The organism is Bacillus sp. OTU530 (assembly GCF_038440375.1).
In genome coordinates this window covers 78,796-105,068 of record NZ_JASATP010000009.1, presented here as the reverse complement: position 1 = coordinate 105,068, position 26,273 = coordinate 78,796, and the positions used below count along the sequence as shown (strand labels likewise).

Sequence of the window (26,273 nt, the reverse complement as noted above, 5' to 3'; positions counted from 1 at the left end):
ATTTGGAAGTGGAAACAGTTGAACATTATACGAAAAAGCGGCATACATATCTTGGTATTTTCAATTTTGGCGGCCTTTTTACCGCCTTCCTCCCATTCATATGCAAATGAATCAGATCAAAGTTTGCAAGCAGAGATCAATCAAATCTTAGAGGAAGAACCACTTTTAAAAGGAGGGCTTGCGGGAATAAGCATTCGATCGGCAAATACTGGGGAAATCTTATATGAGCATAATGGAGATATCCGGATGAGGCCTGCTTCAAATATGAAGCTCCTTACCTCAGCAGTAGCCTTATCAGTCTTAGGTGAAGAGTATCAATTTAAGACTGAAGTCAGAATAGAAGGAAAGAGAAAGGGAAATATCCTAAAGGGAAATCTGTATGTAAAAGGTTTTGGTGATCCAACACTTTTAAGAGAAGATCTCAATCAAATGGCTAAACATATTGCCAATTCTGGAATCAGTATCATCGAAGGAGACCTCATAGGAGACGATAGCTGGTTCGACGATGTTCGTTTATCTCCTGATTTAATCTGGAGTGATGAGTACGCCTATTATGGATCTCAAATTTCGGCACTTACAGTTTCTCCAAATAAAGATTTTGATTCTGGTACGATCCTTGTCGAGGTATCCCCAGGTTTGGAAGTAGGGGATCCCGCACAAATTCAGCTCTCACACAAAACAAATGATATACATATCATCAATCAAGCAGTGACCATATCTTCTGATGGAGAAACGGAGCTTACAATTGATCGAAAACACGGTTCAAATACCATAATCGTTAAGGGCTTTCTACCTATCGGAGCAAAAATTGAAAAAGAATGGATAGCAGTTTGGGAACCGACTCAATTTGCCCTTGATCTCTTTAAGCAAGAATTAGCAAAACAAGGGATCAAACTTTTGGGAACTGCTAAGGTTGGAGAGACACCTAAGGATGCTCATATCCTTACAAGTCATCTATCTATTCCCTTGTCTGAACTTCTCATACCTTTTATGAAACTTAGCAATAACGGACATGCGGAAATTTTAGTTAAGGAAATGGGGAAAATAAGGAAAGGAGAAGGCAGCTGGGAAAAAGGGCTAGCAGTGTTAAATGAGCAGCTGCCCAAGCTAGGTGTAAATCCAAATGCATTAGTGATCAGAGACGGTTCAGGCGTTTCTCATGTTAACTTAATTCCCGCTAATGAAATTTCGAACCTGCTGTTTCATGTTCAAAAGGAAAAATGGTTTCCCTCTTTTTTAAAATCCTTGCCTGTCGCTGGTAATAGCGACCGGATGATAGGAGGAAGCTTGAGAAAAAGAATGGAATCTCTAAACGTAAAAGCAAAAACAGGAACCCTTACAACTGTTACTTCCTTATCCGGTTATGTGGAAACGAAAAAAGAAGAAACACTGATATTTTCCATTTTATTAAATAACCTGCTTGATGAAGAAAAAGGAAAAGAAATCGAGGATAAAATAGTAGAAATAATCGCAAGACATTAAATAGATGCAAGGGAGCTGTAGATAAACATTCAGCTCTTTTTTTATTAAAAAACAGGCGAGAATCCCCCTTTCTCATCATCGAATACAAATTAACATATAGAATCATTCCGTATATTTTCCAGCCACAATGGGTAGTTTTATCAATATGACACGTTGTTAGAAAACCTATTTTGGGGGAAATATAAATGATTTTTAATAAAGAGCAGCTAAGAGAAGAAGCACATAAAGCGGCATTAAAGCACGATCCTTTCATAAGTCGAAAGCTTTCTGCACGCTTTATACGGTCTAACGAATCCGACTTAGAGAAGTTACGCAGCTTTGTTAACGACTTAAGAGATAATCGTTCCTCCTGTTCACAGCCTGCTGAGGAATGGTTATTAGATAATGCTGAGTTTTTGGAAGAGCAAGTACTTGTAGTAAACCAAAATTTAACGAAAAGTTTTGTTAATTCTTTACCCCACCTCAAAAAAACGGGGGATTCCAGGGTTTTTTCTATTTGTACAGATTATCTCCAATTTAACGACGGGCATTTGGATATGGATTCATTTATTTCCTATCTTCAGTCCTATCAGGAGGTTTCCGTACTGACAATTGCTGAGGTTTGGGCGATACCGCTTATTATGAGGGTGGCTTTGATTCGTCGTCTGGCCGACATCATGGATACGGTCAAGGAAAGACGCGATGTTTGTTTGTTGGCTGAAGAGTTGCTTTCCGGTATCAAGGTATCGGAGATCACTCCCGAAAAAATGAAGCAAGTATTAGAAGAAGCTGGACAAGAAATGCCTCTTTCCGGTCCAATGATTGTCCATTTGGTAAAACATCTGCGCGAACGAGTGGATTATACAGCGACAGTTGGGGAATGGCTCATTTGTAAATTGGAAAATGGACCTGAGAGCCTTGATCACATATTGTCATATGAATTTCAGCTCCAAGCAGCTTTTCAAGTGACAACAGGAAATCTAATTACAAGTATGCGTAAGCTCTCTCGCTGGGATTGGAAGGAAACCTTTGAGCAAATTAGCATGGTTGAACAGTCACTGCGGAAAGAGAGAACAGGCTTTTATACGCAATTGGACTTCTCGAGTCGTGATACTCTCCGAAAGAGGGTCGAGCAGCTAGCGAGACGCTTAAACCTACCCGAAAACCTTGTGGCAGCAAAGGCAGTGGAGCTCGCGGATACATATGGAGAGAATCTATCTGTGGAGCAAGCAAGAGCAGAGGGAAATAGCGAGGAAAGAAATCAGCCAATGTTTGTTGCATATTACTTATTAGAACCCAATGGCATTATGCAATTGAGACAAGCGCTAAAGATATGCGGCAAACCCCGGGCTCTTCCAGAAACAGGGTTAATGCGCCGTGCTACGGGGACGTATTTTAATATGCTGGCAGCTTATTTCGTTATTGTCTTATTTGGCCTTTCAATTTGGATAGGCTGGGGTGAATTTTTTTCATCGTTGCAATGGCTAGCAATCCTAGTAGTTCTCTTGTTCCCTGCGATGGAGTGGGCGGTTACTGCAGCTCATTGGTTCATTGAACGAGTCAAAAGTCCAATCCCATTATTGCGATGTGATTTTTCAAAAGGGATTCCCGCTGATGCGAAAACGATGGTTGTGATTCCAGTTATCTGGTCATCCATAGCTGAAGTGAAGGAGTTAGCAGAACGGCTTGAATTGCATTATTTGGCGAATCGAGACGCCAATCTCCATTTTGGATTATTGGGTGACTTCAAGGATGCGGAGACAGAGTCTCTCGAACAGGATGAATTTATTTTAACAGCAGCAAAACAAGAAATTAAGAGATTGCGGAATACCTATCCCAACACAAACTTTCATCTCTTTCAGCGAAAGCGGCAATGGAACCCGTCTGAGGGTATATGGATGGGATGGGAGAGAAAGAGGGGAAAGCTCGTAGAATTTGTGGAGCTGCTAAAAGGGAGAAAGGATACCAGCTTTGCTTTTATCGAAGCAGATTTGACTTTACTTAAGGATGTCCGTTATATCGTTACTCTCGATTCTGATACGCAGCTACCACTTGAAAGTGCTCAACGAATGATCGGGACACTGTATTTACCATATAATCAGCCGATTCTAAATGAAGCGAAGACTCGAGTAGTAGAAGGATATGGTGTGCTTCAACCAAGAATTAGTATGAGTCATGAGGCCTCGATGAAATCGCGTTTTGCCCGTCTTTGGTCAACAGATTCAGGGGTTGACCCATATGCATTTGCTGTTTCTGACCCGTATCAGGATGGGCTTGGTCAAGGGATTTTTACCGGAAAAGGAATATTCGATGTTGATACGTTTTATCAAGTCATATGTGAACGGGTTCCGGATAACCTGGTGTTAAGTCATGATTTGCTTGAAGGCGGATTCCTGCGTGCAGGTCTACTATCAGATATCGAATTAATTGATCATCATCCGGCGAAGTTCATTGCCTTTCAAAAGCGGCAGCATCGCTGGGTAAGAGGAGATTGGCAGCTTTTACTTTGGTTGCTGCCAAGATTAAATAACCGAAGGGGTGAACTGGCGCCAGTTGATTTGTCTGTGCTGACTCGTTGGCAAATTATTGATAATATGCGGCGGAGTCTATTGTCTACGACACAGTTTATCACCCTTCTTTTAGCAGTTACAGTCCTTCCAGGTTCACCTTTTCGCTGGATAGCTTTGGTGGCTGCAACTTGGTTCCTGCCAGTTCTTCGCCAGCTTTTCACCGTTAAGCCCGGTTTGCTGAATCTGCGCGGTATTTTGAACACGGCGAGTCAAGTTTTGTTTGGGATTGTCACCCTGCCGTTTCAAGCTGTCCTTTTGCTCGATGCAATTGGCAGAACGTTGTATCGTTTAATATTTTCAAAAAAACGATTGCTCGAATGGGTCACATCAGATGAGGAGAATCGCAATAGTGAAAAGAATGGTGCTCCTATCCTCCAAGGCATGTTGGGAGGCTATGGTCTTTGTATTCTGTTTTTGGCGGCAATATTATTTAATGACTCTATAGTGGTTCGAATCATTGGGTTTACACTAATTGTGATGTGGGTAAGCGCTCCATTTGTGATTAAGTGGTTAAACGAGCCTTTTCCACAGGATCATATTACTTTTTCAGATGATGAGAGGGAAGAACTAACGAACTTGGCTCAGGAAATATGGGCTTTTTATGAAGATTACGTTACTGAAAAAGAGAACTGGCTGCCGCCTGACAATGTGCAGATGGCACCGCCAAACGGGGTGGCCCATCGCACCTCTCCTACTAACATTGGGTTGTATCTTACTTGCGCTTTAGCAGCAAGAGATTTTGCGTTTATTGATACCCCAGGGTTAATTTTACGGCTGGAGCGTACATTAGAGACGCTTGAGCGGATGGAAAAATGGGAAGGGCATTTATACAACTGGTATGACACAGAGACACTGAATCCGTTATTACCAAGGTATGTATCAACAGTTGATTCAGGAAACTTAGTTGGCTGTCTTATTACCGTAAAAGAAGGGTTGGCAGAGTGGCTTGAACCCTACAATAAAAAGAAACATCCGACTGACTACTCTCATAATGATGAAATGCTGAAAATTGCTTTTTCTGAAGAAATCGCACCGGATGTTTCGGGAAGACCGAATGGCAAGAAGGCAAGCGTTAATTGGCAGGAGAGGGGTCACTTGTTGCTTGAACGTATCGAAAAATTGATTCAAGAAACTAATTTCCGGCCTCTATTTGATTATAAAGCCAATCTATTTACTTTAGGATATCATGCTGATCGAAACACCCGAGATGAAGTGCTTTATGATTTAATGGCCTCTGAGGCAAGAATTGCAAGCTTTGTCGCGATTGCACTTGGTCAAGTGTCAGTCTCCCACTGGCATGTACTTGGAAGAACGATGACCAAAGTTGGGAAACACCCCGTCCTCTTATCCTGGACTGGGACGATGTTTGAATATTTAATGCCATGGCTGTTAATGAGGACGTACCGTAATACATTATGGGAAAAAACATACGCAGCGGCTGTTGATCGCCAAATTGAATATGCACACCAGCGAGGAGTCCCGTTCGGGATCTCTGAATCGGGCTACTATGCGTTTGATTATCAAATGAATTACCAATATCGGGCCTTCGGTGTTCCGGGCCTCGGATTCAAACGGGGACTTGAGCAGGACTTGGTCATCGCGCCTTACGCCACAATCATGGCGCTGCCTTTTGCAAAGACTCAGGCTTTAACTGCTTTAAAAAAAATGGAGGAGTTAAATGGCCGAGGAAAATATGGATTTTATGAAGCAATGGATTTTACACAAGAACGGCTGCCGAATGGGAAGCGCCATGAGGTAATTCAAAGTTTTATGGCCCATCACCAAGGAATGAGCTTACTAACCCTGGCGAACCTATTACAGCCAAAAACAATGGTGAAGAGATTTCATCGCAATAAACAAATACGTTCAGCGGAATTGCTCTTACAAGAAAGAATTCCGAAAAACCCTAAGTATATTAAGCATCCAGCTTTGGGGCGTGTACACGAGCCTTATCCGAGAAACGCTCAGGATGTTGCAACAGTAAGGGAATATATTTCACCTGACACAAGGGTTCCTGAGGTCAACGTTCTTTCAAATGGTTCGTTCACAACAGTCGTAACGAATACCGGCAGTGGTTTTAACCAGTACAAAGGTTTATTAGTCTCTAGATGGCGTGAAGACCCAGTAATGGATCCGTGGGGGAGCTATGTCTATATTAGGGATGTCTCCCAAGATAAGCTATGGTCGCCATCTTACCAACCATGTAAACTGGAAGCTTCGGAACAACGTGTAGAATTTGAGCTAGACCGTGCAACGTTTATGCGTGTTGATGGGGATATTAAGACTAATATGGAGATTTGCGTTTCATCAGAATGGAATGCGGAGCTGCGCAGAATCACTTTGACAAATAGCGGTGAACAATCAAAAGTTCTGGAGGTTACAACTTTTGTTGAGCCAGCTTTGTCAAACCCAATAGCAGATGTTGCTCATACTGCCTTTAGCAAGCTGTTTATACGGACTGCTTTCGATGCTGAATCAGGCTGCCTTGTAGCTGGCCGAAGACCTCGCGAAGCGAAGGACCAGGCACTTTGGTCAGCCCATTCACTTATGGTTGACGGTAATACTCTTGGGACGATTGAATTTGAAACAGACCGCTCTAGCTTCATTGGTCGGGGCTATCAACTATCCGAGCCCAAAGGAATCCGGACTCGCCTTCGTGGCAAGGTTGGCTCTGTGGCCGACCCAGCCTTTGTGATGAGACGGCGCATCTGCATTGAACCAGGTAAACAAATTCGATTGGTTGCCGTTACCTCAGTTAGTGAGACGAGGGAAGATGCGATCGAAATTGTGCGCAAGTTTACTCCTGATCAAGCAGTTGAACGGGCGTTTCAATTATCATGGAATCGAGCACAGATCGAAATTCGTAATCTGCATTTAACGAATCGAGAGGCAACTGATTTTCAAAGGCTGGCAGGACAAATTTTATATACATCCCCGCTGAAGAAGGATCGGATGAACAATATTTTAAGCAATACAAAAGGCCAGTCTGGACTCTGGGGCTTTGGGGTATCTGGTGATCGACCCGTCGCCCTCCTGCGAGTTGAAGACCGCAGCCAAATGCCGTTCGTTGTAAAAATGTTAGCGGGTCATGAATACATCCGGCGGCTTGGTCTTTTATTCGACCTCGTTCTCCTTAACGAATCGGAGGAAGGCTATCACCAACACTTGCAAGAGGCACTTCAGCAGGCGGCAGAGCATGGCGTTGATCGTTTTGGAGCAGGTTTGTCCGGTGTATATGTCATTGCCTCTAATCAATTGGGTGAGCAGGATAAAGCATTGTTACGGGCAGTAGCTCGGATCGAACTCCGTGCAGGCGGAGCCAGTTTAGCAACGCAAATGCGATTGCCTAAGGTTGGCACGGAAAATGAGCTACAAAAGGTTGAAACAACGAGTGAATTGCCAAAGCAACTTATTCCGCTTCCTTCAGCTACGGATAAGACTTTTTCTTCTGGACAAGCAATCCAAGAAGAAACAAAAGAATGGTTATTTTTTAATGGCTGGGGCGGATTTTCTCCTGATGGAAAAGAGTACCGGATCATGATAAAAAATGGAAATCATTTACCGGCACCGTGGATTAATGTCCTTGCCAATCCTAATTTTGGCTGCCTCATTTCCGAGATGGGAACGGGTTATACATGGTGGCGAAACAGCCGTGAATGCAAGCTAACACCTTGGTCGAATGATCCCGTTCTGGATCCACCGACGGAAACAGGTTATTTAAGGGATGAAGCAAGTGGTGCGGTGTGGTCCTTCACACCATCCACAGTCCATTCAAAGGAGCCATATAAGGTAACGCATGGCAAAGGATTTACAAAGTTTGACCACGAAAGAAACGGCATTAAACATGAAATGCTTGTATTCGTGCCATTAAAAGATCCTGTAAAAATCATCCGGCTGACGCTGCAGAACAAGACCTCAGAGCAAAGGCAAATTTCTTTGACCTATTATGCCGAGTGGGTTTTAGGAGTACAGCGCCAAGCAAATGCACCATTTATTGTGACCGAATGGATTGAGTCTGAGCGCCTTATGATAGCCAAAAACATGTATCAAGAAATTTTCCGGGATGCGACCGCATTTTTGGGGATTTATCCACAACAAGATACAGATACAGGTTCCGAGGCTGCTTCGGAGCAAGCAAGTGGTTCTGCTTCTGCTTCCGATCATTCTTACAAGCTAACCTGGACGGCAGACCGCGAGGAATTTATCGGACGAAATGGCAGTATGGAACATCCAGCGGCAATGGGGCGTGTTGGCTTATCGTGTCGGACAGGCACGCATTACGAATCTTGTGGTGCGGTTCAGACTAAGCTCACCCTACAGCCAGGTGAGGAACAGGTTGTCTATATTTTATTGGGCTGTGACGATTCTAAAGAGGACGTCTTACAGTTAGCTAAGAAATACAGTCAACCTTCAGCTTGTGAGCAAGCGATGGAGGAGGTTTCTGCTTTTTGGGACCATCACTTAGGCCAAATTCAAGTGTCAACACCATCGAAGGAAACAGACTTTTTGTTAAACGGGTGGTTATTATATCAATCGCTCGCCTGTCGAATATGGGCAAGAACTGCTTTTTATCAAGCTGGAGGAGCATTTGGCTTTCGCGATCAATTGCAAGATTCACTTGCGCTCTTGCATACAATGCCGGAAAAAACAAGGTCACAAATCATCCTCCACGCATCCCATCAATATGTAGAGGGCGATGTGCAACATTGGTGGCATGAAGAAACAGAACGTGGGATTCGAACGACATTTTCAGATGATTTATTATGGATGCCATATGTGGTGTCACGTTATATCGAGCATACTGGTGATCGAACGGTTTTGGACGAAGTAGCACCATTTCTAACGAGTGAACCGCTTACTGAGGATGAACATGAACGCTATGAACCGACCGTACGCTCTTCTGAAACGGGCACGGTATATGAGCACTGCCTAAGAGCAATTGATCGGTCTTTAAGCCGGATTGGGGAGCATGGATTGCCATTAATCGGAGTGGGAGATTGGAATGATGGCATGAATCAGGTTGGCGTGAAAGGACGAGGCGAAAGCGTCTGGCTTGGCTGGTTTATTTGTGACGTATTGAACCGTTTCACTGAAATTTGCGGTCAGCGCGGCGATGTTGAACGTGTGAAAGCATTTAAGGAAATGTACCAGCAGTTAGCCGAATCTCTTAACGAGCACGGTTGGGATGGTCAGTGGTACCGACGTGCTTTTACCGATGCAGGACAATGGCTCGGCTCAGTTGAAAATGAGGAGTGCCGAATTGACGCTATTGCTCAATCATGGTCAGTTATCTCAGGAGCAGCACCAAGGGACCGTGCTATCCAAGCAATGAATTCGTTCGACCGGGAGCTGGTGGAACAGGATCTGGCTATTATTAAGCTATTGACCCCAGCTTTCGATCGGACCGAGCCAAGCCCTGGGTACATTCAAGGCTACCCGCCAGGAATTAGGGAGAACGGTGCCCAGTATACTCATGGAGTTATTTGGGGCATCATTGCTTCGTGTCAGCTTGGCAACGGTGATAAAGCAATGGAGATGTTTACAATGCTTAATCCGATAACTCATACCCGTACCGACCAAGAAGTAAAAAGGTATGTGGGTGAACCTTATGCGATTGCTGCTGATGTGTATACGGCAGAACCAAATCACGGACATGCAGGGTGGACGTGGTATACGGGGGCATCAGGATGGTTCTATCAGGCTGGAATTGAGTGGATACTTGGGATTCGGCGACGAGAAACTCGTCTTTATCTTGATCCACGTATACCAAGCGAGTGGCCAGGTTTTTCAGTAACTTACCGATTCGGTGGTACTCATTATAGGATTACCGTCATGAATAATTCGGATGGTGAAAGTGGATTAACTGTTGATGGTGTGCAAGTTCCGATTTCGGAAGAAGACACTTCTGCAGGACCGTATGTGGAATTGCTGGATGATGGGCACGATCATCATGTGGAATTAAGAATGTAGAAATGATTAATCAAAGCTAAGGAAAGTTGATTTCCTTAGCTTTTTTTCATTTGAATAGCACTTTTAGTTAAGGAATTGACCGCAAATTAATAGCCATCAGAGAGTAAATGACCTCTCCTTTGAATAGGTGGTAGCGTTTTCCTACTTTTATTGGTAACTCCAATGATTGATTAGCAGTCGATTCATTTACTACTGCACACAGCAAACGGTAAAGGGACATTTACACTTATCAGTTGTTCGTGACATTGATCTAACCAACTTACCTCTATGCAGTGATTTAAAGGTGAACATCGCTTACTTATAGCCATTAATTATGAAGGTGAACCCGAGATGGAGGAGAGCTATCATAAATGAATTAATTTTAAGGGAATATAAAAAAAGCAAGAGGAAACTTTAAGGGAAAAGGAGTTTACATTAATATATCATTGAAAAAACAATGGTTGGTCAGCATTACAATGATTTTACTTTCATGGTCATCCTTACCTTTTTTGGGTAAACATAATATAAAAAGATTTCTTCCTGCATCACTGCTAGTTGTCCTTTTTGAAGCAATCAACGTTCAGATTGTAAAGAAAAAGGCATGGTGGGTTTTTTATAATAAACCACATTCATATCTTTCTGGAGAATTTCCCTTTAATATTGGTCCTTTCCTAGTAAGTTCTTTATGGTTATTAAGATCGTCATTTGGAAACTTTAAGAAGTTTTTATTGCTTAATGCTGCTGCACATGCTTTCTTCGCTTTTATTTACATAAGAATACTGGAAAAAATAAAAATTGCTCGTTTAGTTCGAATTAATCATTTTCAATTTTTCTTATATTTCTTTTATAAATCGTTTTTCTTATACGGGTTCCAATACATGATTGAACGTATAAAGAAATTCAAATTAGGGTGAAATAAATAAAATACAGTTACAAAAGGCAAGTCAGCTTCTCCTAAAAGGAAAAAATTCAACGTCGGCACTATCAAGACGAAAAAAGGAGACTGGCTATTAAAAGCAGTTAAAAGATAACGATGAAAAAGTAAGGTTGTTTTCATGTGTAGGGAGCAACCTTTTTTATTTTTAAAGGAAAGACTGAGGGGAAGAATAAAGGATTTCTTGTGGAGCATTTTAAATCAAAAAATAAATTCCCTATATTATATATCAGGGGAATGCGCGGATGTGGGCGAGGATGAGAACTTCCTAGTTGGACAACTAACAATGTGGATGCAGTTCATTCACTTTCTGTCGTCTATTTTATGCTTACCTGCAGCCTGTTGCTGCTTATTCTCCCTCTATTAGTTTCGCAATCCGCTTGAGGTTCACCGCGAAAATGACCATGGCCCCCTGTAATTCCATGCCAAGGAGGTCGAGAAGGATGCAACATTATACCCGTGCTGGTGTTTTAGCTCACTGTTCTGGAACGCTTCCTGACCTGCCTGTTCCGTACTTTTGATGGATACAGAATACGTTTTGCCTTTGGCTACTTTTTTGTAACACCCTTCTTGAAACGGACATGTCTGGCACTTCTTCACATCAAAGTAATACCTAAGGGTCGGGTTCTTTCCGGTTGCCAGATGCTGGCCTTACACACAAACATACCAGCATCTTTATTCTATACAATTGCTTGTATTATCGGCTTATTAAGGGTGTTGAATCCCGAATGATTGGCTCTGTGAACATATGAGAAACCTGGTAGGGTTGATCCGGATTATTAATTCTAGATAGTAGCATTTCTGCTGCTTTAATCCCCATCTCATAACTATAAATATGGACACTTGTTAAAGGTGGCTCTACAATATCTGATTCTGGTCCATTATCAAAGCCACAGATGGCCACATCTTTAGGGATAGAGAGGTTCATGTTTTTCAGTGCCTTCATCATGTTTACTGCTATAAAATCATTGACACAGACAAAAGCAGAAGGGAGGTTTGTAATCTTCTGCAGGCGATCTTCTATCCAGTCAGGCCTAAAGAAGAGAGAATCATCCCCCACTATACATTGTGAAAGTTCCAGAGGGATTCCGGCCTCTATTAAAGCACGGTTAAAGCCGAGCCATCTCTCGTTAAAACTAAGACAGTGACTATAATCTCCAATGAATCCAAAACTTGAGTATCCGTTTTCAATTAGTTTTTTGGTAAGTTGATAGGTACTGTGCTGATTCTCCATTAAGAGCAAATCGGCTTTGAATTTAGGATAACAAATGTTTGCGGCACAATCTACAAAGATTGTAGGGATACCAAGACTCATAACGAGATTACTATAGTTTAAATCAAATAATTCAATACAGATAATACCGTCAACATTCGCCGCATCGAAATTGTTAGGCAAAGTCAAAGACTTTTGGTCAATATCTCTTACAATATGAAAGGACAGATTGTATCCTTGAGAACTAATTTGCTTTTCAAGCCCACTTATCAATCTTGAACCAAAATGAGATGTGTTAGGCAAATTTGCTGTTAATAATGCGATATTCCCTGAATTCTTGGAGAGTAGCGTACTGCTATCCATAAGAGCAAATTGCTTATATTTTAACTCAATTGCTTTTTTTATGACCTTGTTTCGTGTTTCTTCAGGGAGATTGTTGCTTCCGTTTAAAGCTTTAGAAGCCGTATTTCTGGAAATCCCAAGCGCATCGGCGATATCTTGAATAGTTATTTTTTCCTTCGCCATGTATCTAAGTTCACCCTTGCTTTTTATAGTCTTTAATTAAGTAAAGATTCCAATAAGCATAATCTTATTTTGCTATATCAAATGTATATTAGATCGTGAAAAATGGCAACTGAAGTTTTACAAATAGATAATATAGTTTACAAATGTAAAATTTAAAGTATCAAAATGATCCTCTTTTTATGGAGTGTTAATACGTTTTCTGTGTTCTTCAGGAGTTTTCTTTATATTATTTGTTATTGAAAATCTAAAAAAACATTTAGTGTATAAATAATATAATGACAGGATGATGTTTTGTGAGATTTTATATTTACAAATGTAAAATAAAGATTTTACAAAATTTGTTGACGTAATTTCATAGCTTTGATAAATTGTAATTGCAGCAAGTAAGGGGAAAAATGAAAGCCCTTTATTTCCCTTGCTGTAGATGGATATAGCAATCACATCGAAGAGATGAATATATTGTGGCTTCTTGTCTCGTACAGTGGGCTGAATTGCGGGATCATACAAAAAGCGCTGGGCCAGCAAATCAGGAGCCTACGCCCCAAGAACAAGAATAAATGCACAAATATTGACAAGATTGATGAAGTGAGATCAGAGAAAATTCTATGATCTTCCTCTATCAAGGAGTTTTGCTGAGGCCATTTTTGGGATAAACCTATTATGGAAGAGAGGGTAGAGGATGAAATCAACTTTGACAAAATGGACTTCTGTATTTGTGCCAACCGTACTTATCATCGCCTCCGTGGGAACGCTTCTTATTCATCCTGTGACAGGCAGGGCAATTGAATCAAATGACACGGTAAGTAAAGAAATGAGGGAGGGATCGATCATTTTTGAAAGCGTATCCAAAGCAACTACTAATCTAACGGATTGGCAAATCAAAGAGAAAGGAACGCTAGAGGACACGGAACAGGGACTTTTGCTTACTTCAGAACCGAAAGAGAATGTCATGGCTATATCAAGTGTTATATCTGAAAATTTTATTTATGAAGCAGATGTAAAAGTAATAGACAAGAATGCTGATGCCACGTTAGTATTCCGTTCTAGTGAAGATGGCTGGGACTCATACATGCTGCAAATCGTTCCAAATGCAGGAATCATTCGTCTTCGTGACGCTCGTGATGACAAGAAATTAAAAGAGGAACGCCAAGTGACGCTACAAGAGGGCGGAATCTATCATCTGAAGGTGAAGGTGGTAGGAGATAATATTAAAGTTTATTGGGGGAATAAGTATACTCCAATTATTGATATTAATGATACTACATATAAGAAGGGATTTCTTGGCCTTAATGTGTGGGATGGAGCAGCATTGTTTCAAAATGTAAAAGTGAGCGAACTTTCAACAAACCTAGGTTCATCCCTATATAAGGAAGGGAGCTGGGAACCATCTATTAAAGGTCTGAAGGGAAGTGCTGTTGATGGTGTGAAAGCCAAACAAATCTACAATACTAGTACAAGTGACTTTGTGCTTGAAGGTAATGTTTTGTTCGATCAAAATTCATCGGAAGCAGCACTTGCATTTCGTACGAATGAACAAGGAACAGCTGGTTACCAGGCCGCACTTATTAAAGAAGGAAGCACTGTCAAAGCACAATTGAAGAAGGCTGACGGTACGGTTCTCCAAACATCCGACCGCACCTATAAAACTCAAGAGGGTACCAAACACCACCTTGAAGTGATAACAAACGGCAATCAAATCGAGCTTTATGTTGATGGATATTCTGAGGCAGCTGTAAAGGTTACGGATATCAGTTATGGAACTGGATTTGCTGGGTTTACTGTAACATCGGGTTCTGCTTACTTCCAGGATATTTATCTTGTCCCAACATCCAGCTATTACAAAGAAAAGTATAGACCAGATTTTCATTATACTCCAGCCCGTGGCTCTGTAAGTGATCCGAACGGGCTAGTCTACTACGAAGGCGAGTACCATTTATTCCATCAAGATGGGGGGACTTGGGCTCATGCAGTAAGTAAAGATATGGTGAATTGGAAACGCCTCCCCATTGCTTTGCCATGGAATGAGCACGGGCATGTTTGGTCCGGTTCTGCTGTAGCTGATCTGAATAATACATCCGGTTTATTCACTAATTCTGGTGGTAAAGGTCTTATTGCGTACTATACTTCCTTTAATCCAGATGGACCTAATGGTAATCAGCGTATTGGTCTTGCTTACAGTTCTGATCAGGGACGTACTTGGGAGTATTCAACGGAACATCCAATTGTCATTGAGAATCCAGGCAAGAATGGAGAAGATCCAGGAGGTTGGGACTTCCGTGATCCTAAAGTAGTACGAGATGATGCAAACAATCGATGGGTCATGGTTGTATCTGGAGGAGATCACATTCGCTTCTTTACTTCTACTAACCTAATTGATTGGAAGCTTACTGATAATTTTGGTTATGGAAATTATGTTCGCGGCGGTGTATGGGAATGCCCTGACCTCTTCGAACTTCAGGTAGACGGTACAGAGGAGAAAAAATGGGTCCTAATGATAAGCACAGGGGCAAATCCGAAGACGCAAGGATCCGATGCGGAGTATTTTGTAGGGCATTTGACAGCTGATGGCAAATTCATCAATGATAATGCAGCAGGTAAAGTGTTAAAAACGGATTACGGAAAAGAGTTCTACGCCGCAATGTCCTTCTCTAATATGCCGGATAACCGCCGTGTGATGATGGCATGGATGACCAACTGGGATTATCCATTCGCTTTCCCGACTACAGGCTGGAAGGGAGAACTGACCATTCCAAGGGAAGTAAGATTGGTGAAAACGGACGAAGGGATAAGACTTGCACAAGTTCCAATTAAAGAACTACAGGCGATTCGCAGTACCATTTCCCAGACACAGAACAAAATAGTAAATCCGGATAATGCTTCAAACTTGTTGAAAGGAATCTCTTCAGGAGCCTTTGAAATAGAAGCTGAGGTTGAAATTCCTTCTACTAGCACAATAACCGAATTTGGTTTTCAAGTTCGTGAAAGTGCTGATCAAAAAACAATCGTTGGATACAAAACAGCAGATCAGCAAATATTTGTTGACCGTGCTAGGTCAGGAGAAACTGATTTCTCCAGCCTTTTTACCACTCTACATGAAGCTCCATTAAAACCGGATAATAAACGTATTAAAATGAATATATTTGTAGATGATTCGTCCATTGAAATATTTGCGAATGATGGAAAAGTTGTTTTTTCTGATGTTATTTTCCCTGATCCTTCAAGCCGTAGTATGACCTTCTACACCAAGGGAGGCGATGTGAATATTGTATCATTGAAAGTACATTCCCTTGCAAACACCTGGAGCCAAAACGCGGATGAGGATACAAGCATTGTAATGGATACAAATCAAAGAGAGATGGGTATTGGCGATGCTCTAACATTATTTGCTTCCGCGGGGAATGGAAAAGGAAAGGGAACTCAGCCAATTATATGGAAATCTAGTAATTCGGGTGTGGTGAAGGTTGATTCCTCTACTAACTCCAAAGCGGTACTTAAAGCCGGAAGTAAAGGAGAAGCGATAATTACAGCCTCTACACCAAATGGAAAGGCCTCAGCAAGTGTAGTTGTAAGAGTGTACGAAGGTGAATTCTATACTAATCTGACTGGATGGAAATCAGATCTTTCTGCCTCCAAATGGACAATTACCGAAAACGGAATTCGTGGTACGTATACAAGTGATGCAAACTATATTGCAAAGGAAACTGCAGGAGACTTTACTTATGAAGCGGATATGATACTGGGACAAACAGGAGGAGCAGGTTCCATTTTGTTCCGGACAAGTGAAGATGGGAGAAGCGGCTATTATTTCAACCTTGATCCGAATATGAAGGCTTTCCGTCTTTTTTATAAGATTGACGGTGGCTTTGAGGAACGTATGGTAATTGGAAAAGTTCCTGCTTTTATTCAGCCTGGAAAGGTATATAAGGTGAAAATTGAAGCGAAAGGTCCTCACATCCAGATTTATGTGGATGGTCAGAAAATCATGGATTTACGGGATGGAACCTTTGCAGAAGGCCATTTTGGTTTAAATGTATTTGGAGGTCAAGCTTCCTATCAGAATGTCAATGTCAGCAATGTATCAGAAGCCAACTTAGCCGTAACAAGCTTTACGAACGTAACAACAGGCAAAGCAATTTACACTGCTAATTCTCAGAACGGTGAGCCTGTGACTGCGGCTGATGCAGATAAAGCTACAAACTGGATTTTAATTCCAACAGGCGATGAGTATGGTTCTTATTCCATACGTACAGAGGGCGGCAAAGCACTTGATTTGGATTCAGGGCAAAATAAAATTCAGCTGTACAACTATCTTGGCTATAATAATCAGCGCTGGATTATTACCAAAAATGATAATGGAACTGTAAGAATCACTTCTGTTCATAATGGCAAGGCACTCGAAATATCAGGAGAGGGAATTTTGGCACTTAATGGTGTGAATCCTGATCTAGAGCGCCAGCAGTGGACACTTTCGTCTGATATACAATAACAAAGGAAATGAGAAAAAATATCGTTTGTTAAAAAGCACGTATTGATTCTTAATGACCAATGTGGCATTTTTAAAAAGATAAGAATGTATAGAATCCTGGTCTACCACGGTCAGTTTGACTGTGGTATTCTTATTTGACTCAGCGCTGGAAATAATTAATACTGAAAAATTCCGTAGTAAGTTAGGAAGGTGTATGTTTCAATTAATATATTGATTTGAAAATGTAGTCATCTCTTTTTTGATTATATTATGCAGGGGGTTTCTTATTGTTTGGGGGGAGGTACATGTTTTTTTCTTTACGAAATCGTTTAATGCTTATATTCACCTTGCTGTTAACGATTCCATTTATTATTTTATCAATCATTATCCCAAATTGGTTTACATCTATTATGGAAGAGCAAGTTCAGGATTCAACCGTAGAAATGATGGATCAGTACTCACTTTATATTAATTCAGTAACGACACAAGCAGAAGAGTTTGGAAAACAGGTTCTTGTGAATCAAACAACGCAAGATTGGATGAAGCTAGAAAAGGATTCTGCTGGTTCGCTTAAGGAACAGAATTTGTTAACGAAAAACCAACTCAAAAAGCAGTTATCCTCCATCACGATTAATAATTCAAATGGAATTTCCATCTCCGTCGTTCTTAATGATGGTACAGGCATTTGGGGGAATAATCCTTCTCTGCAGAATACGAGGTGGTTTAAAGATTTTACAGAGCATGACCAGCGATGGGTAAAAGCACATATAGATCCATTTCAGCCATTTCAAGGTATGCAAAATAGCTACCTTCTTCCGTTGTTTGATATGTATACATTTGAAAGGTATGGAGTGATTAAAGTGAATGTTCCCACATCCTTGCTCCAAACTGCGTTAAATAAAATCACTCTTGGAAAAAATGGTCGCGTTTATTTGTTGGACAAGCAGGGGACAAATGTATTACTTGGTCAGGTAAAGACTCCTAAGGATGTATTACAAAAAAGCTTGGCAGAAATAACGAATGGTAAGAGGGAAAAAGGTTTAATAGAAACTGCTTATAAAGGAGAGCAGCATCTCGTTTTTTTTCAAAAGTTAAGAGTGGGTGATTGGATTTTAATTAGTGAAGTAACGAAGTCTGAATTGTTTTCAAAAATTGAGCAGTTGCAACGAGATTTGTTGCTGATAAGCGCTGTTATTTTTATTTTAACAATCATAGCTTCCTTTATGCTTTCTTCCAATATCGTAAGCCCTCTTGGCAAGCTTACAAAGGCAATGAGATTTGTTGAACGCGGTGAATTTGCTGGAGCCAAACGCTTTATGCCTACCATTAAATCTGATAATCATGAGGTCGGGTATGTTATAAAAATGTTTGGTCATACAATTGATCGATTAAAGCATTTGATAGAAACGGAATATGAGGCAAATATTCGCAGAAAAGATGCAGAATACAAAGCGTTATTATTACAAATCAATCCCCATTTTTTGAATAATACTCTTGAGATTATTGGAGGATTGGCTGCCCAAGGAAAAAATAAGGATGTAATGAATGTGAGTGTTTATTTAGGCCGGATGATGAGATATTCATTGAATACCCAAAGTGATGTAGTGAATTTGGGAGAAGAAATCAATTATATCCGAAATTTCACTAATATATTAAAGCTGCGTTATGAGGATACGATTTCTATCGTGATTGAAGAAGATGCTGAAACGAAAGAACTTCCGATCATTAAATTTATTCTACAGCCGCTCGTGGAAAATGCGGTTAAATATGGCTTTGTAGGAAATAAAGAGGTTGAAATAAAAATCAAAACGGAGAAGGCTGGAAATCAAATATTTATTTTAGTAGAAGATAATGGTGTAGGAATGTCTGAAGAAGTGATCGCAAACTTATTGAACCAAGAAAAGAATAATGAAACCAGAAATGTATTAGAGAGTAAAGGAAGCAGTATTGGGCTTAAAAATGTAATCGGGAGACTGCAGCTTTACTATGGCCGAAATTTTTCGTATGGGATTGAATCTGAAAAGAATATGGGAACAAGGATTACATTCCGCATAAACTTGCATAGGGGTGATAGCCATGATGAAAGTCATAATAACGGATGATGAGATTCAAATTCGTAAGGGCTTACGAATGAAGGTGGATTGGGAGGAAGAGGGCTTTCAAATTGTTGCAGAAGCTTCTGATGGTCAAGAGGCCCTCGAATTGCTTCGAAGCATGGATGTTGATGTGGTCATTACAGATATGCGAATGCCTATTATGAATGGTATTGAATTAGCTAAACATTGTCATGAGCAATTCCCAAAAGTAAAAGTAATTGTTTTATCGGGATACTCTGATTTTGAATATGTGCGAGGTTCGATGAAGGAAGGGGTTAAAGACTATTTATTAAAGCCTGTTGCCCCTGATGAATTAGTAGAGGTGTTGAGAAAAATCCGTGCAGAAGTTGAGGATGAAAAGAGAAAGCAGGCTGAATCAGCTCGGCTGCATCAGCTTGTTCACACACAGTTGCAACAAGTACAAGAGCAATATTTACTGCATTTAGTCAAAGGGGAGTGGCTGCAGCTTAATATGGTGATTGATAGATTGCATCAGCTGCAGCTAGAAAATCTTGCAACCGAAAATGCTGCAGTCCAGTTTGTAACAGTGGAAATTAGGGAGCGTGACGGGGGTTCAAATAGATTAAAGGAACTCTGGCTCCCTTTTCAGATGTTATGCAAAGAAATAGCGAAAGAGCATACAGGAACATATTCGTTTTACGACCCAAGCTATGCATTTGTCGTTCATTTTTTATATCTTGTAGATTCTAGGGGTCTGGATAGTGTTTCTAGTTTAGTCGAGAAGATTCAACAAAACGTAAAAACCTTTCTGAATCTAGAAACGGCAATAGGAATTGGGAATGCTGTGACAGGTCTTGCAGAGCTTAAAAATGGCTATATTTCAAGCTTACTTTCCTGGAGTCAAAGTCAATTGGGCTCAAAATCACAGGTGATCGATGCGACGGTCATGAAGGAAGAACTATTTAAGTTTTCACCTGATTTAGAGAAAAGGTTAACAAATGCGATTGAGAATGTAAATTTTGAGGCTTTTAAACAGAATATTCACAATGCGCTAGGAAACACCGAAGACCAATCCATTTTGTCCTTTTCATTTGTTGCTAATCGAGTACTATTTTTATTAGGCTCACTGGCTAGAAAATATGATGCTGAAACAAAAGACATTCAGAACACGATGTGGAGTTGTCAGCAGAGCATTTGGGGGCTCAATTCCCAACGTAAAGTCATAGAGCAGTTCATCCAATTAGCACAGTCCATTATTGAAAAGGTGCGTCTGACCCGTTTTTCGAATGGAAAATTAATCATTGATAATGTTCGGCATTACTTGGATCAGCATTATGCAAGTGAAATCTCTCTTACTTCGTTATCTGAATTATTTCATATCAATAGTGCGTACTTATCAGAGACTTTTAAAAATTATGTTGGACAAAATTTTAGCGATTATCTTGTTAATTTGCGAATGGATAAAGCTCAGCAATTTCTGAAAGATAAAGAACTCAAAATAATTGATGTAGCGAATTTAGTTGGTTTTTCTAACTCCGGATACTTTAGTACGGTATTTAAAAAACACTTTGGTCAAACACCTGTTGAATTCCGTAATTCCATAAATACAGCTGAATGATGAAATGAAACTTGGAAAGAAGGGAATGTAGATGAAAAAATCGTTAATAATAAGTGTTTTTGCCCTTATCTTATTTTGTATCGCTGGGTATGCATTGTCGTTTTTTAATACATTCTCTAGCCACCCAAAAGATGACGATGATGAAACGAGTGTTTCAAACAAAGTACAATTGACCTTCTGGCGAAATTACGGAAACCCGGCAGAAAATAAAGCATATGAAGATATAGTTTCTGCTTTTGAAGCGCTGCATCCTAACATCATGATTGATATGAAGCTCATACCCTATGGTGACTACGAATTAAAGTTGCGAACTGAATCTGCTGCTGGAACTCCCCCTGACATTATGGCTATAGATAGTCCCAACTTGGCTCTTTATGCAAATGCAGGAGCACTATTGTCTTTAGACCAGTACATGAAAAAGGAAGGGAATATTGAGGATATTCCTGAATCTACGCTAAGAGGAATGAGATTTCATGAAGAAATTTACCTTGCTCCTCTTGTTGAATCCAGTGTTGCTCTATTTTACAACAAGCATCTTTTCAGAGAGGCCGGAGTTCCTTTTCCATCGGAGGATCCAAACAAACCTCTGACATGGGAGGAGGTATTGGCAATTGCCAAAAGAATAAACAATCCAGATAAGGGAGTTTATGGGATTGATCCAGCACAGGGATTTGGCGAAGGGGAAACTGCCGCTTATTTTAAAATGCCGCTCCTTTGGCAGTTCGGCGCAAGTGTTTTAAGCCCTGATGGAACCACTGCAAGTGGATATTTAGATTCAAAAGAAGCGTTAGAGGCATTACAATTTTACCAAGATTTATATCATAAGGATGGAGTTGCGGCAATTGAATTACCTCCTCGCACCTTTGAAACTGGCAAGCTTGCTATGACTGTGCTTGGCTCTTGGGGATTAGCAGATTTGGTAAATAATAATCCAAATCTTAAGCTAGGAGAGGACTTTGGGATTGCTCCTTTACCAAAGGCTAAATATCAGGTTGTTCCGAACGGAGGATGGTCGCTCGGAATCTCATCTAAGTCCCAATACCCAAAGGAGGCTTGGGAGTTTGTCAAATATGCTACAAGCTATGAAGGAATAAAAACATATGTAAAGGCAACTGGGGATATTCCTGTAAGATACTCTGTAGCAAAAGAGTTTCCTGAATTTAATGAATACCCTAAAAATATATTTTTGCAACAAGCACAACAGTTTTCAAGAAATCGCCCGGTCACTCCCGCTTATCCTGTTGTAAGCGATGCAATCAAGACATTATTTGAAGATGTTGGAATTGGTAGAAAAGATGTAGCGGCTTCAGCGAAGGAAGCAGTAAGAAAAATTAATATGGGTCTAAAAGAAATTCAGAAACCCTAATATAGGCAATCCTCTAGTTAAGTGACTAGGGGGTTTTTTGTATTTTTGGAATATAATAACTTTTTAAGTTAGGATGAATTTGACATGGAGGGGAGTATTAAGAATAAGGTATAAGTGCAGCTTGGCAATTGCTAACCAGGTTGTTCGAATTGGATACACTTTATGTTTCAAGGTTTATCTCTTACTGATTCATCAGGGTGAAGCTTGACAAGGTTAGTTTTTTGTAACCGATTTCAAGTGCCGAAAATTTTAAATATCCTTAACCAAAGATATTGAAATCTTCCTTCTAATCATTTTGTTATACTCAAAACATGTTAAGCAACAACAACGAAAGGGGGCAACAACAACGAGAGAGGGAAAAGGATTCATGGGAAAATGTAACCGATTTCTAGGAAGATGTTCCTCGGTTCTTTTTTCATAAAAGGCACACACCCTATAACATGATTTTCCCATTCTTAATGTGTGAATGCATAAAATTTTTGTTTAAGTTATTAGATAGGAGGTTAAGCGATTGCAAGAATTATTAAAGGTAAAACAAACCAATGTCGAAAAGAAAACAGCATCGAAAATAAAGAGCCAAATTGATTATATAAAGAAGAATTATTTTCTTTATCTACTCATTGCACCAGCTGTTATTCTTACTATTATCTTTAAATATGTGCCGATGTACGGGGCAATTATTGCTTTTAAAGATTTTAGTCCAATGAAAGGTATTACAGGAAGTGATTGGGTTGGACTCAAGCATTTCAAGGACTTTCTTACTTCACCAAACTTCGGTCCGATTTTTATGAATACGATCAAGCTTAGTTTGTTTGGTCTCATACTTGGTTTTCCAGTACCAATTATATTAGCACTCATGCTGAATCAAGTACGAAGAGCAGCTATTAAAAAGAATATTCAACTCGTGTTATATGCACCAAATTTTATATCTGTAGTAGTTATTGTTGGTATGACATTCATTTTCTTATCACCAAACGGTCCAATTAATCACATTGTTACCTCTATAACAGGAGAACCAATCATGTTCATGTCAGACCCAGGATATTTCCGAACAGTCTATATTTTATCTGGAATTTGGCAAGCTGCAGGTTGGTCATCCATTATCTACGTAGCTGCTTTAGCTAATGTTGATCCGGAATTACACAACGCAGCTACGATTGATGGAGCAAATCTTCTGCAAAGAATCATCCATATCGACCTGCCGACGCTGAAACCATTAATGGCTATTACGCTTATTTTAGGTGCAGGCGGTATTATGGCGATCGGTTTTGAAAAAGCATATTTGATGCAAACAGCAATGAATTTACCAACATCTGAAATTATACCCACCTATGTATATAAGCAGGGTTTACAAGCAGGGGATTACGCTTATTCATCAGCCATTGGTTTATTCGATTCAGTGATTAACGTTATCTTACTCGTTGTGGTGAATGTGGTCGTGAAGAAATTGAATGAAGGAGAAGGTTTATATTAACGTAAAGGAGTCTTGATATGAAAATAAAGCACTCTCGCGTAGATCGAATGATATTGGGTGTTAATAATATCTTTCTATGCTTAGCGGTTTTGATTGTGTTAGTTCCCTTGGTCTATATAGTAATTGCATCATTTATGAATCCGACAGTGCTATTGAATAAAGGTATATCCTTCAATGTTTCAGATTGGAGTCTCAAAGGTTATAAGATCATTTTATCAAATCCTGCGATGGTACGAGGCTTTATGAATTCCATTCTGTATTCGGTAGGATTTGCTGTTATAACTGTGATGGTTTCCATTTGTGCTGCCTATCCTTTATCAGTTAATGGTTTCGTTGGAAAAAATGTCTTTATGACAATGTTTGTGATTACGATGTTCTTTGGCGGCGGTTTAATTCCAACATACTTGGTAGTAAAAAACTTAGGAATGCTAAATACTGTATGGGCCATTTTACTGCCAGGCGCTATAAATGTTTGGAATATTATTTTAGCTAGAACTTTCTTTAAGGGAATTCCAAATGAATTGTATGAAGCAGCCAGAGTGGATGGTGCCTCAGATTTGCTAATCTTTTTTAAATTAGTGTTACCGCTTTCGAAACCGATCATCTTCGTTTTAGCATTGTACGCATTTGTCGGTCAATGGAACTCTTATTTTGATGCAATGATTTATCTCGAAGATCCAAGTTTGCATCCACTACAACTCGTTTTAAGATCGATATTAATTCAAAACCAAGCAAGTCCGGGGATGATTAGCGATCAACTGGCAATGGCCGAACTGAAAAAGCTTTCGGAAATGATTAAATACTCATCTATTGTAATTTCTAGTTTACCGCTAATTGTCATGTATCCGTTCTTCCAAAAGTACTTTGAAAAAGGTGTTATGGTTGGTTCTTTGAAGTAATGGACGAATAAAATTTATTTTTGCAAATGCTTACAAATAACACGTAGGAGGAAGCTGTATGAAAAATATAAAAAAGGTAATGTTTACTTCGCTTGCTGCTATATTAGTGGCTTCTGGCTGCAGCAATAGTAAAACGAACAGTAACAAAGGAGAAGCAGCATCAAAAGATTATAAGCTATCACAAGTTAGTTTTCCATTAAAGGAAAAGGTTTCATTGAACTTTATGACACAAAGTTCGCCATTGGCTCCTTCTGATCCAAATAAAAAGTTAGTGTATCAGCGTCTAGAAGATCAAACAGGTATCCATGTGAATTGGAAGAACTACACATCTGATGCCTTCGTTGAAAAAAGAAACCTAGCAGTTGCGAGTGGTGATCTACCTGATGCAATTATAGATGCAGGCTATAGTGATTATGATTTATTAAAATTAGCTAAAGATGGCACTATTGTTCCAGTTGAAGACTTAATCGAGAAATACATGCCGAACTTAAAGAAAGTTCTACAAGATGCACCTGAGTATAAATCGATGATGACTGCTCCTGATGGACATATTTACTCCTTCCCTTGGATTGAAGAATTAGGGACAGGTAAAGAAAGCATACAGTCCGTCGACTGCTTTCCTTGGATTAACGTAGAATGGCTAAATAAGCTAGGATTAAAAATGCCTACAACTACGGATGAATTAGAAAAAGTATTAATTGCTTTTAAAACAAAAGATCCAAATGGAAATGGGAAAGCTGATGAAATCCCAATGTCCTTCATGATTAATAAGGGAGGAGAAGATCTAGCCTTTTTATTCGGCTCCTTTGGTCTAGGTGATAACTGGGATCACACCGTTGTAAGCAATGATGGAAAAGTCATCTACACAGCAGCAGATCCAGGATATAAAGAAGGAATTAAATTCTTTAATAAATTGTATAAAGAAGGCTTAATCGATGTTGAGGCTTTTGACCAGGACTGGAATACGTATCTTGCAAAGGGTAAGGATGAGCGTTATGGATTGTATTTCACATGGGATAAAGCGAATATCACAGGTATGAATGACAAATATGACCTAATGTCGCCGCTAGCGGGTCCAGATGGCCATGTTAATGTAACGAGAACAAATGGAATGGGCTTCGATAGAGGACGAGCGGTTATTACGAGTGCTGATAAAAACCTTGAATTAACTGCAAAATGGATTGATCAATTATATGAACCGCATCAATCTGTACAAGATAACTGGGGTACTTATGGAGATAAAACGCAACAAAATATCTTTGAATTAGATCAAGCTACAGGAATGTTAAAGCATTTACCTTTACAAGGGGCAGCACCAGTAGAGTTAAGACAAAAAACGAGTATCGGCGGACCATTAGCGATTTTAGATGAATATTACGGAAACATTACTACTAAACCAGATGATGCAGCTTGGAGATTAGGTTTAATGAAAGAAGTCATGGTTCCTCACATGACAGCCGATAATATTTATCCAAAAGTATTTTTCTCATTAGATGAACTAAAGAAACTTTCGACTATCGAAGCAGATTTGACTGCTTATGTAAATCGAAAACGTGCTGAATGGATTACAAATGGAAAAGTGGATGAAGAATGGTCAAGCTATCTAGCCGAACTAGATCGATTAGGATTAAAAGAGTGGTTGCAAATTAAACAAGCAGGATACGACAGAAACAAAAAATAATAGATTCATAAAAGGCTCTTGGATTGGGGATATACAGCACAAAGGTACATCCTCAATCTGC

10 protein-coding genes and 1 pseudogene are annotated in these 26,273 nt (G+C 40.0%); 9 read left to right on the top strand and 2 right to left on the bottom strand.

The features are described 5' to 3' along the window. The first annotated feature begins 27 nt into the window (after positions 1-27). The gene (gene dacB / locus AAHB12_RS09295) at positions 28-1,482 is read left to right on the top strand and encodes a D-alanyl-D-alanine carboxypeptidase/D-alanyl-D-alanine endopeptidase (protein ID WP_446715536.1); all 1,455 of its coding nucleotides are present in this window, start codon (positions 28-30) and stop codon (positions 1,480-1,482) included. 185 nt (positions 1,483-1,667) lie between these two features. Then, positions 1,668-10,001, top strand: coding sequence for a GH36-type glycosyl hydrolase domain-containing protein (locus AAHB12_RS09290; protein WP_342045098.1), 8,334 nt, complete (start codon positions 1,668-1,670; stop codon positions 9,999-10,001). A gap of 1,262 nt (positions 10,002-11,263) precedes the next feature. On the opposite strand, the pseudogene AAHB12_RS09285 reads toward AAHB12_RS09290, so the two are convergent. Together AAHB12_RS09285 and AAHB12_RS09280 are read right to left on the bottom strand one after the other, a co-directional pair. Next, positions 11,264-11,594: pseudogene (locus AAHB12_RS09285) on the bottom strand (IS5/IS1182 family transposase); the annotation flags it as partial. A 17-nt stretch (positions 11,595-11,611) separates the two neighbouring features. Beyond that, entirely contained in the window at positions 11,612-12,652 is a 1,041-nt protein-coding gene (locus AAHB12_RS09280) for a LacI family DNA-binding transcriptional regulator (protein ID WP_342045097.1), read from the bottom strand. A 679-nt stretch (positions 12,653-13,331) separates the two neighbouring features. Here AAHB12_RS09280 and AAHB12_RS09275 point away from each other — a divergent pair. The 7 genes from AAHB12_RS09275 (at position 13,332) to AAHB12_RS09245 (ending at position 26,212) form a co-directional block, all read left to right on the top strand. Beyond that, entirely contained in the window at positions 13,332-17,138 is a 3,807-nt protein-coding gene (locus AAHB12_RS09275; RefSeq protein WP_342045096.1) for a GH32 C-terminal domain-containing protein, read from the top strand. A gap of 284 nt (positions 17,139-17,422) precedes the next feature. Continuing rightward, positions 17,423-19,219: a cache domain-containing sensor histidine kinase gene (locus AAHB12_RS09270; RefSeq protein WP_342045095.1), complete on the top strand. Its 1,797-nt coding sequence runs from the start codon at positions 17,423-17,425 to the stop codon at positions 19,217-19,219. Beyond that, positions 19,194-20,792, top strand: a complete 1,599-nt coding sequence (locus AAHB12_RS09265) for a response regulator transcription factor (RefSeq protein WP_342045094.1) — start codon at positions 19,194-19,196, stop codon at positions 20,790-20,792. Before AAHB12_RS09270 ends, AAHB12_RS09265 begins: the two co-directional genes overlap by 26 nt. A gap of 31 nt (positions 20,793-20,823) precedes the next feature. Continuing rightward, complete coding sequence (locus AAHB12_RS09260; protein WP_342045093.1) at positions 20,824-22,158, top strand: ABC transporter substrate-binding protein; 1,335 nt, start codon at positions 20,824-20,826, stop codon at positions 22,156-22,158. A 568-nt stretch (positions 22,159-22,726) separates the two neighbouring features. After that, entirely contained in the window at positions 22,727-23,632 is a 906-nt protein-coding gene (locus tag AAHB12_RS09255) for an ABC transporter permease (protein ID WP_446715535.1), read from the top strand. 17 nt (positions 23,633-23,649) lie between these two features. Then, positions 23,650-24,531: a carbohydrate ABC transporter permease gene (locus AAHB12_RS09250; protein ID WP_342045091.1), complete on the top strand. Its 882-nt coding sequence runs from the start codon at positions 23,650-23,652 to the stop codon at positions 24,529-24,531. A 58-nt stretch (positions 24,532-24,589) separates the two neighbouring features. Continuing rightward, positions 24,590-26,212: an ABC transporter substrate-binding protein gene (locus AAHB12_RS09245; RefSeq protein ID WP_342045090.1), complete on the top strand. Its 1,623-nt coding sequence runs from the start codon at positions 24,590-24,592 to the stop codon at positions 26,210-26,212. The last annotated feature ends 61 nt before the right edge of the window (positions 26,213-26,273 follow it).

Bases quoted from the DNA above. Each gene is read 5' to 3' on its own strand.
- AAHB12_RS09275 (WP_342045096.1), top strand. From the start codon at position 13,332: ATGAAATCAACTTTGACAAAATGGACTTCTGTATTTGTGCCAACCGTA.
- AAHB12_RS09280 (WP_342045097.1), bottom strand. From the start codon at position 12,652: ATGGCGAAGGAAAAAATAACTATTCAAGATATCGCCGATGCGCTTGGG.
- AAHB12_RS09290 (WP_342045098.1), top strand. From the start codon at position 1,668: ATGATTTTTAATAAAGAGCAGCTAAGAGAAGAAGCACATAAAGCGGCA.
- AAHB12_RS09260 (WP_342045093.1), top strand. From the start codon at position 20,824: ATGAAAAAATCGTTAATAATAAGTGTTTTTGCCCTTATCTTATTTTGT.
- AAHB12_RS09265 (WP_342045094.1), top strand. From the start codon at position 19,194: ATGATGAAAGTCATAATAACGGATGATGAGATTCAAATTCGTAAGGGC.
- AAHB12_RS09245 (WP_342045090.1), top strand. From the start codon at position 24,590: ATGAAAAATATAAAAAAGGTAATGTTTACTTCGCTTGCTGCTATATTA.
- AAHB12_RS09270 (WP_342045095.1), top strand. From the start codon at position 17,423: ATGTTTTTTTCTTTACGAAATCGTTTAATGCTTATATTCACCTTGCTG.
- AAHB12_RS09250 (WP_342045091.1), top strand. From the start codon at position 23,650: ATGAAAATAAAGCACTCTCGCGTAGATCGAATGATATTGGGTGTTAAT.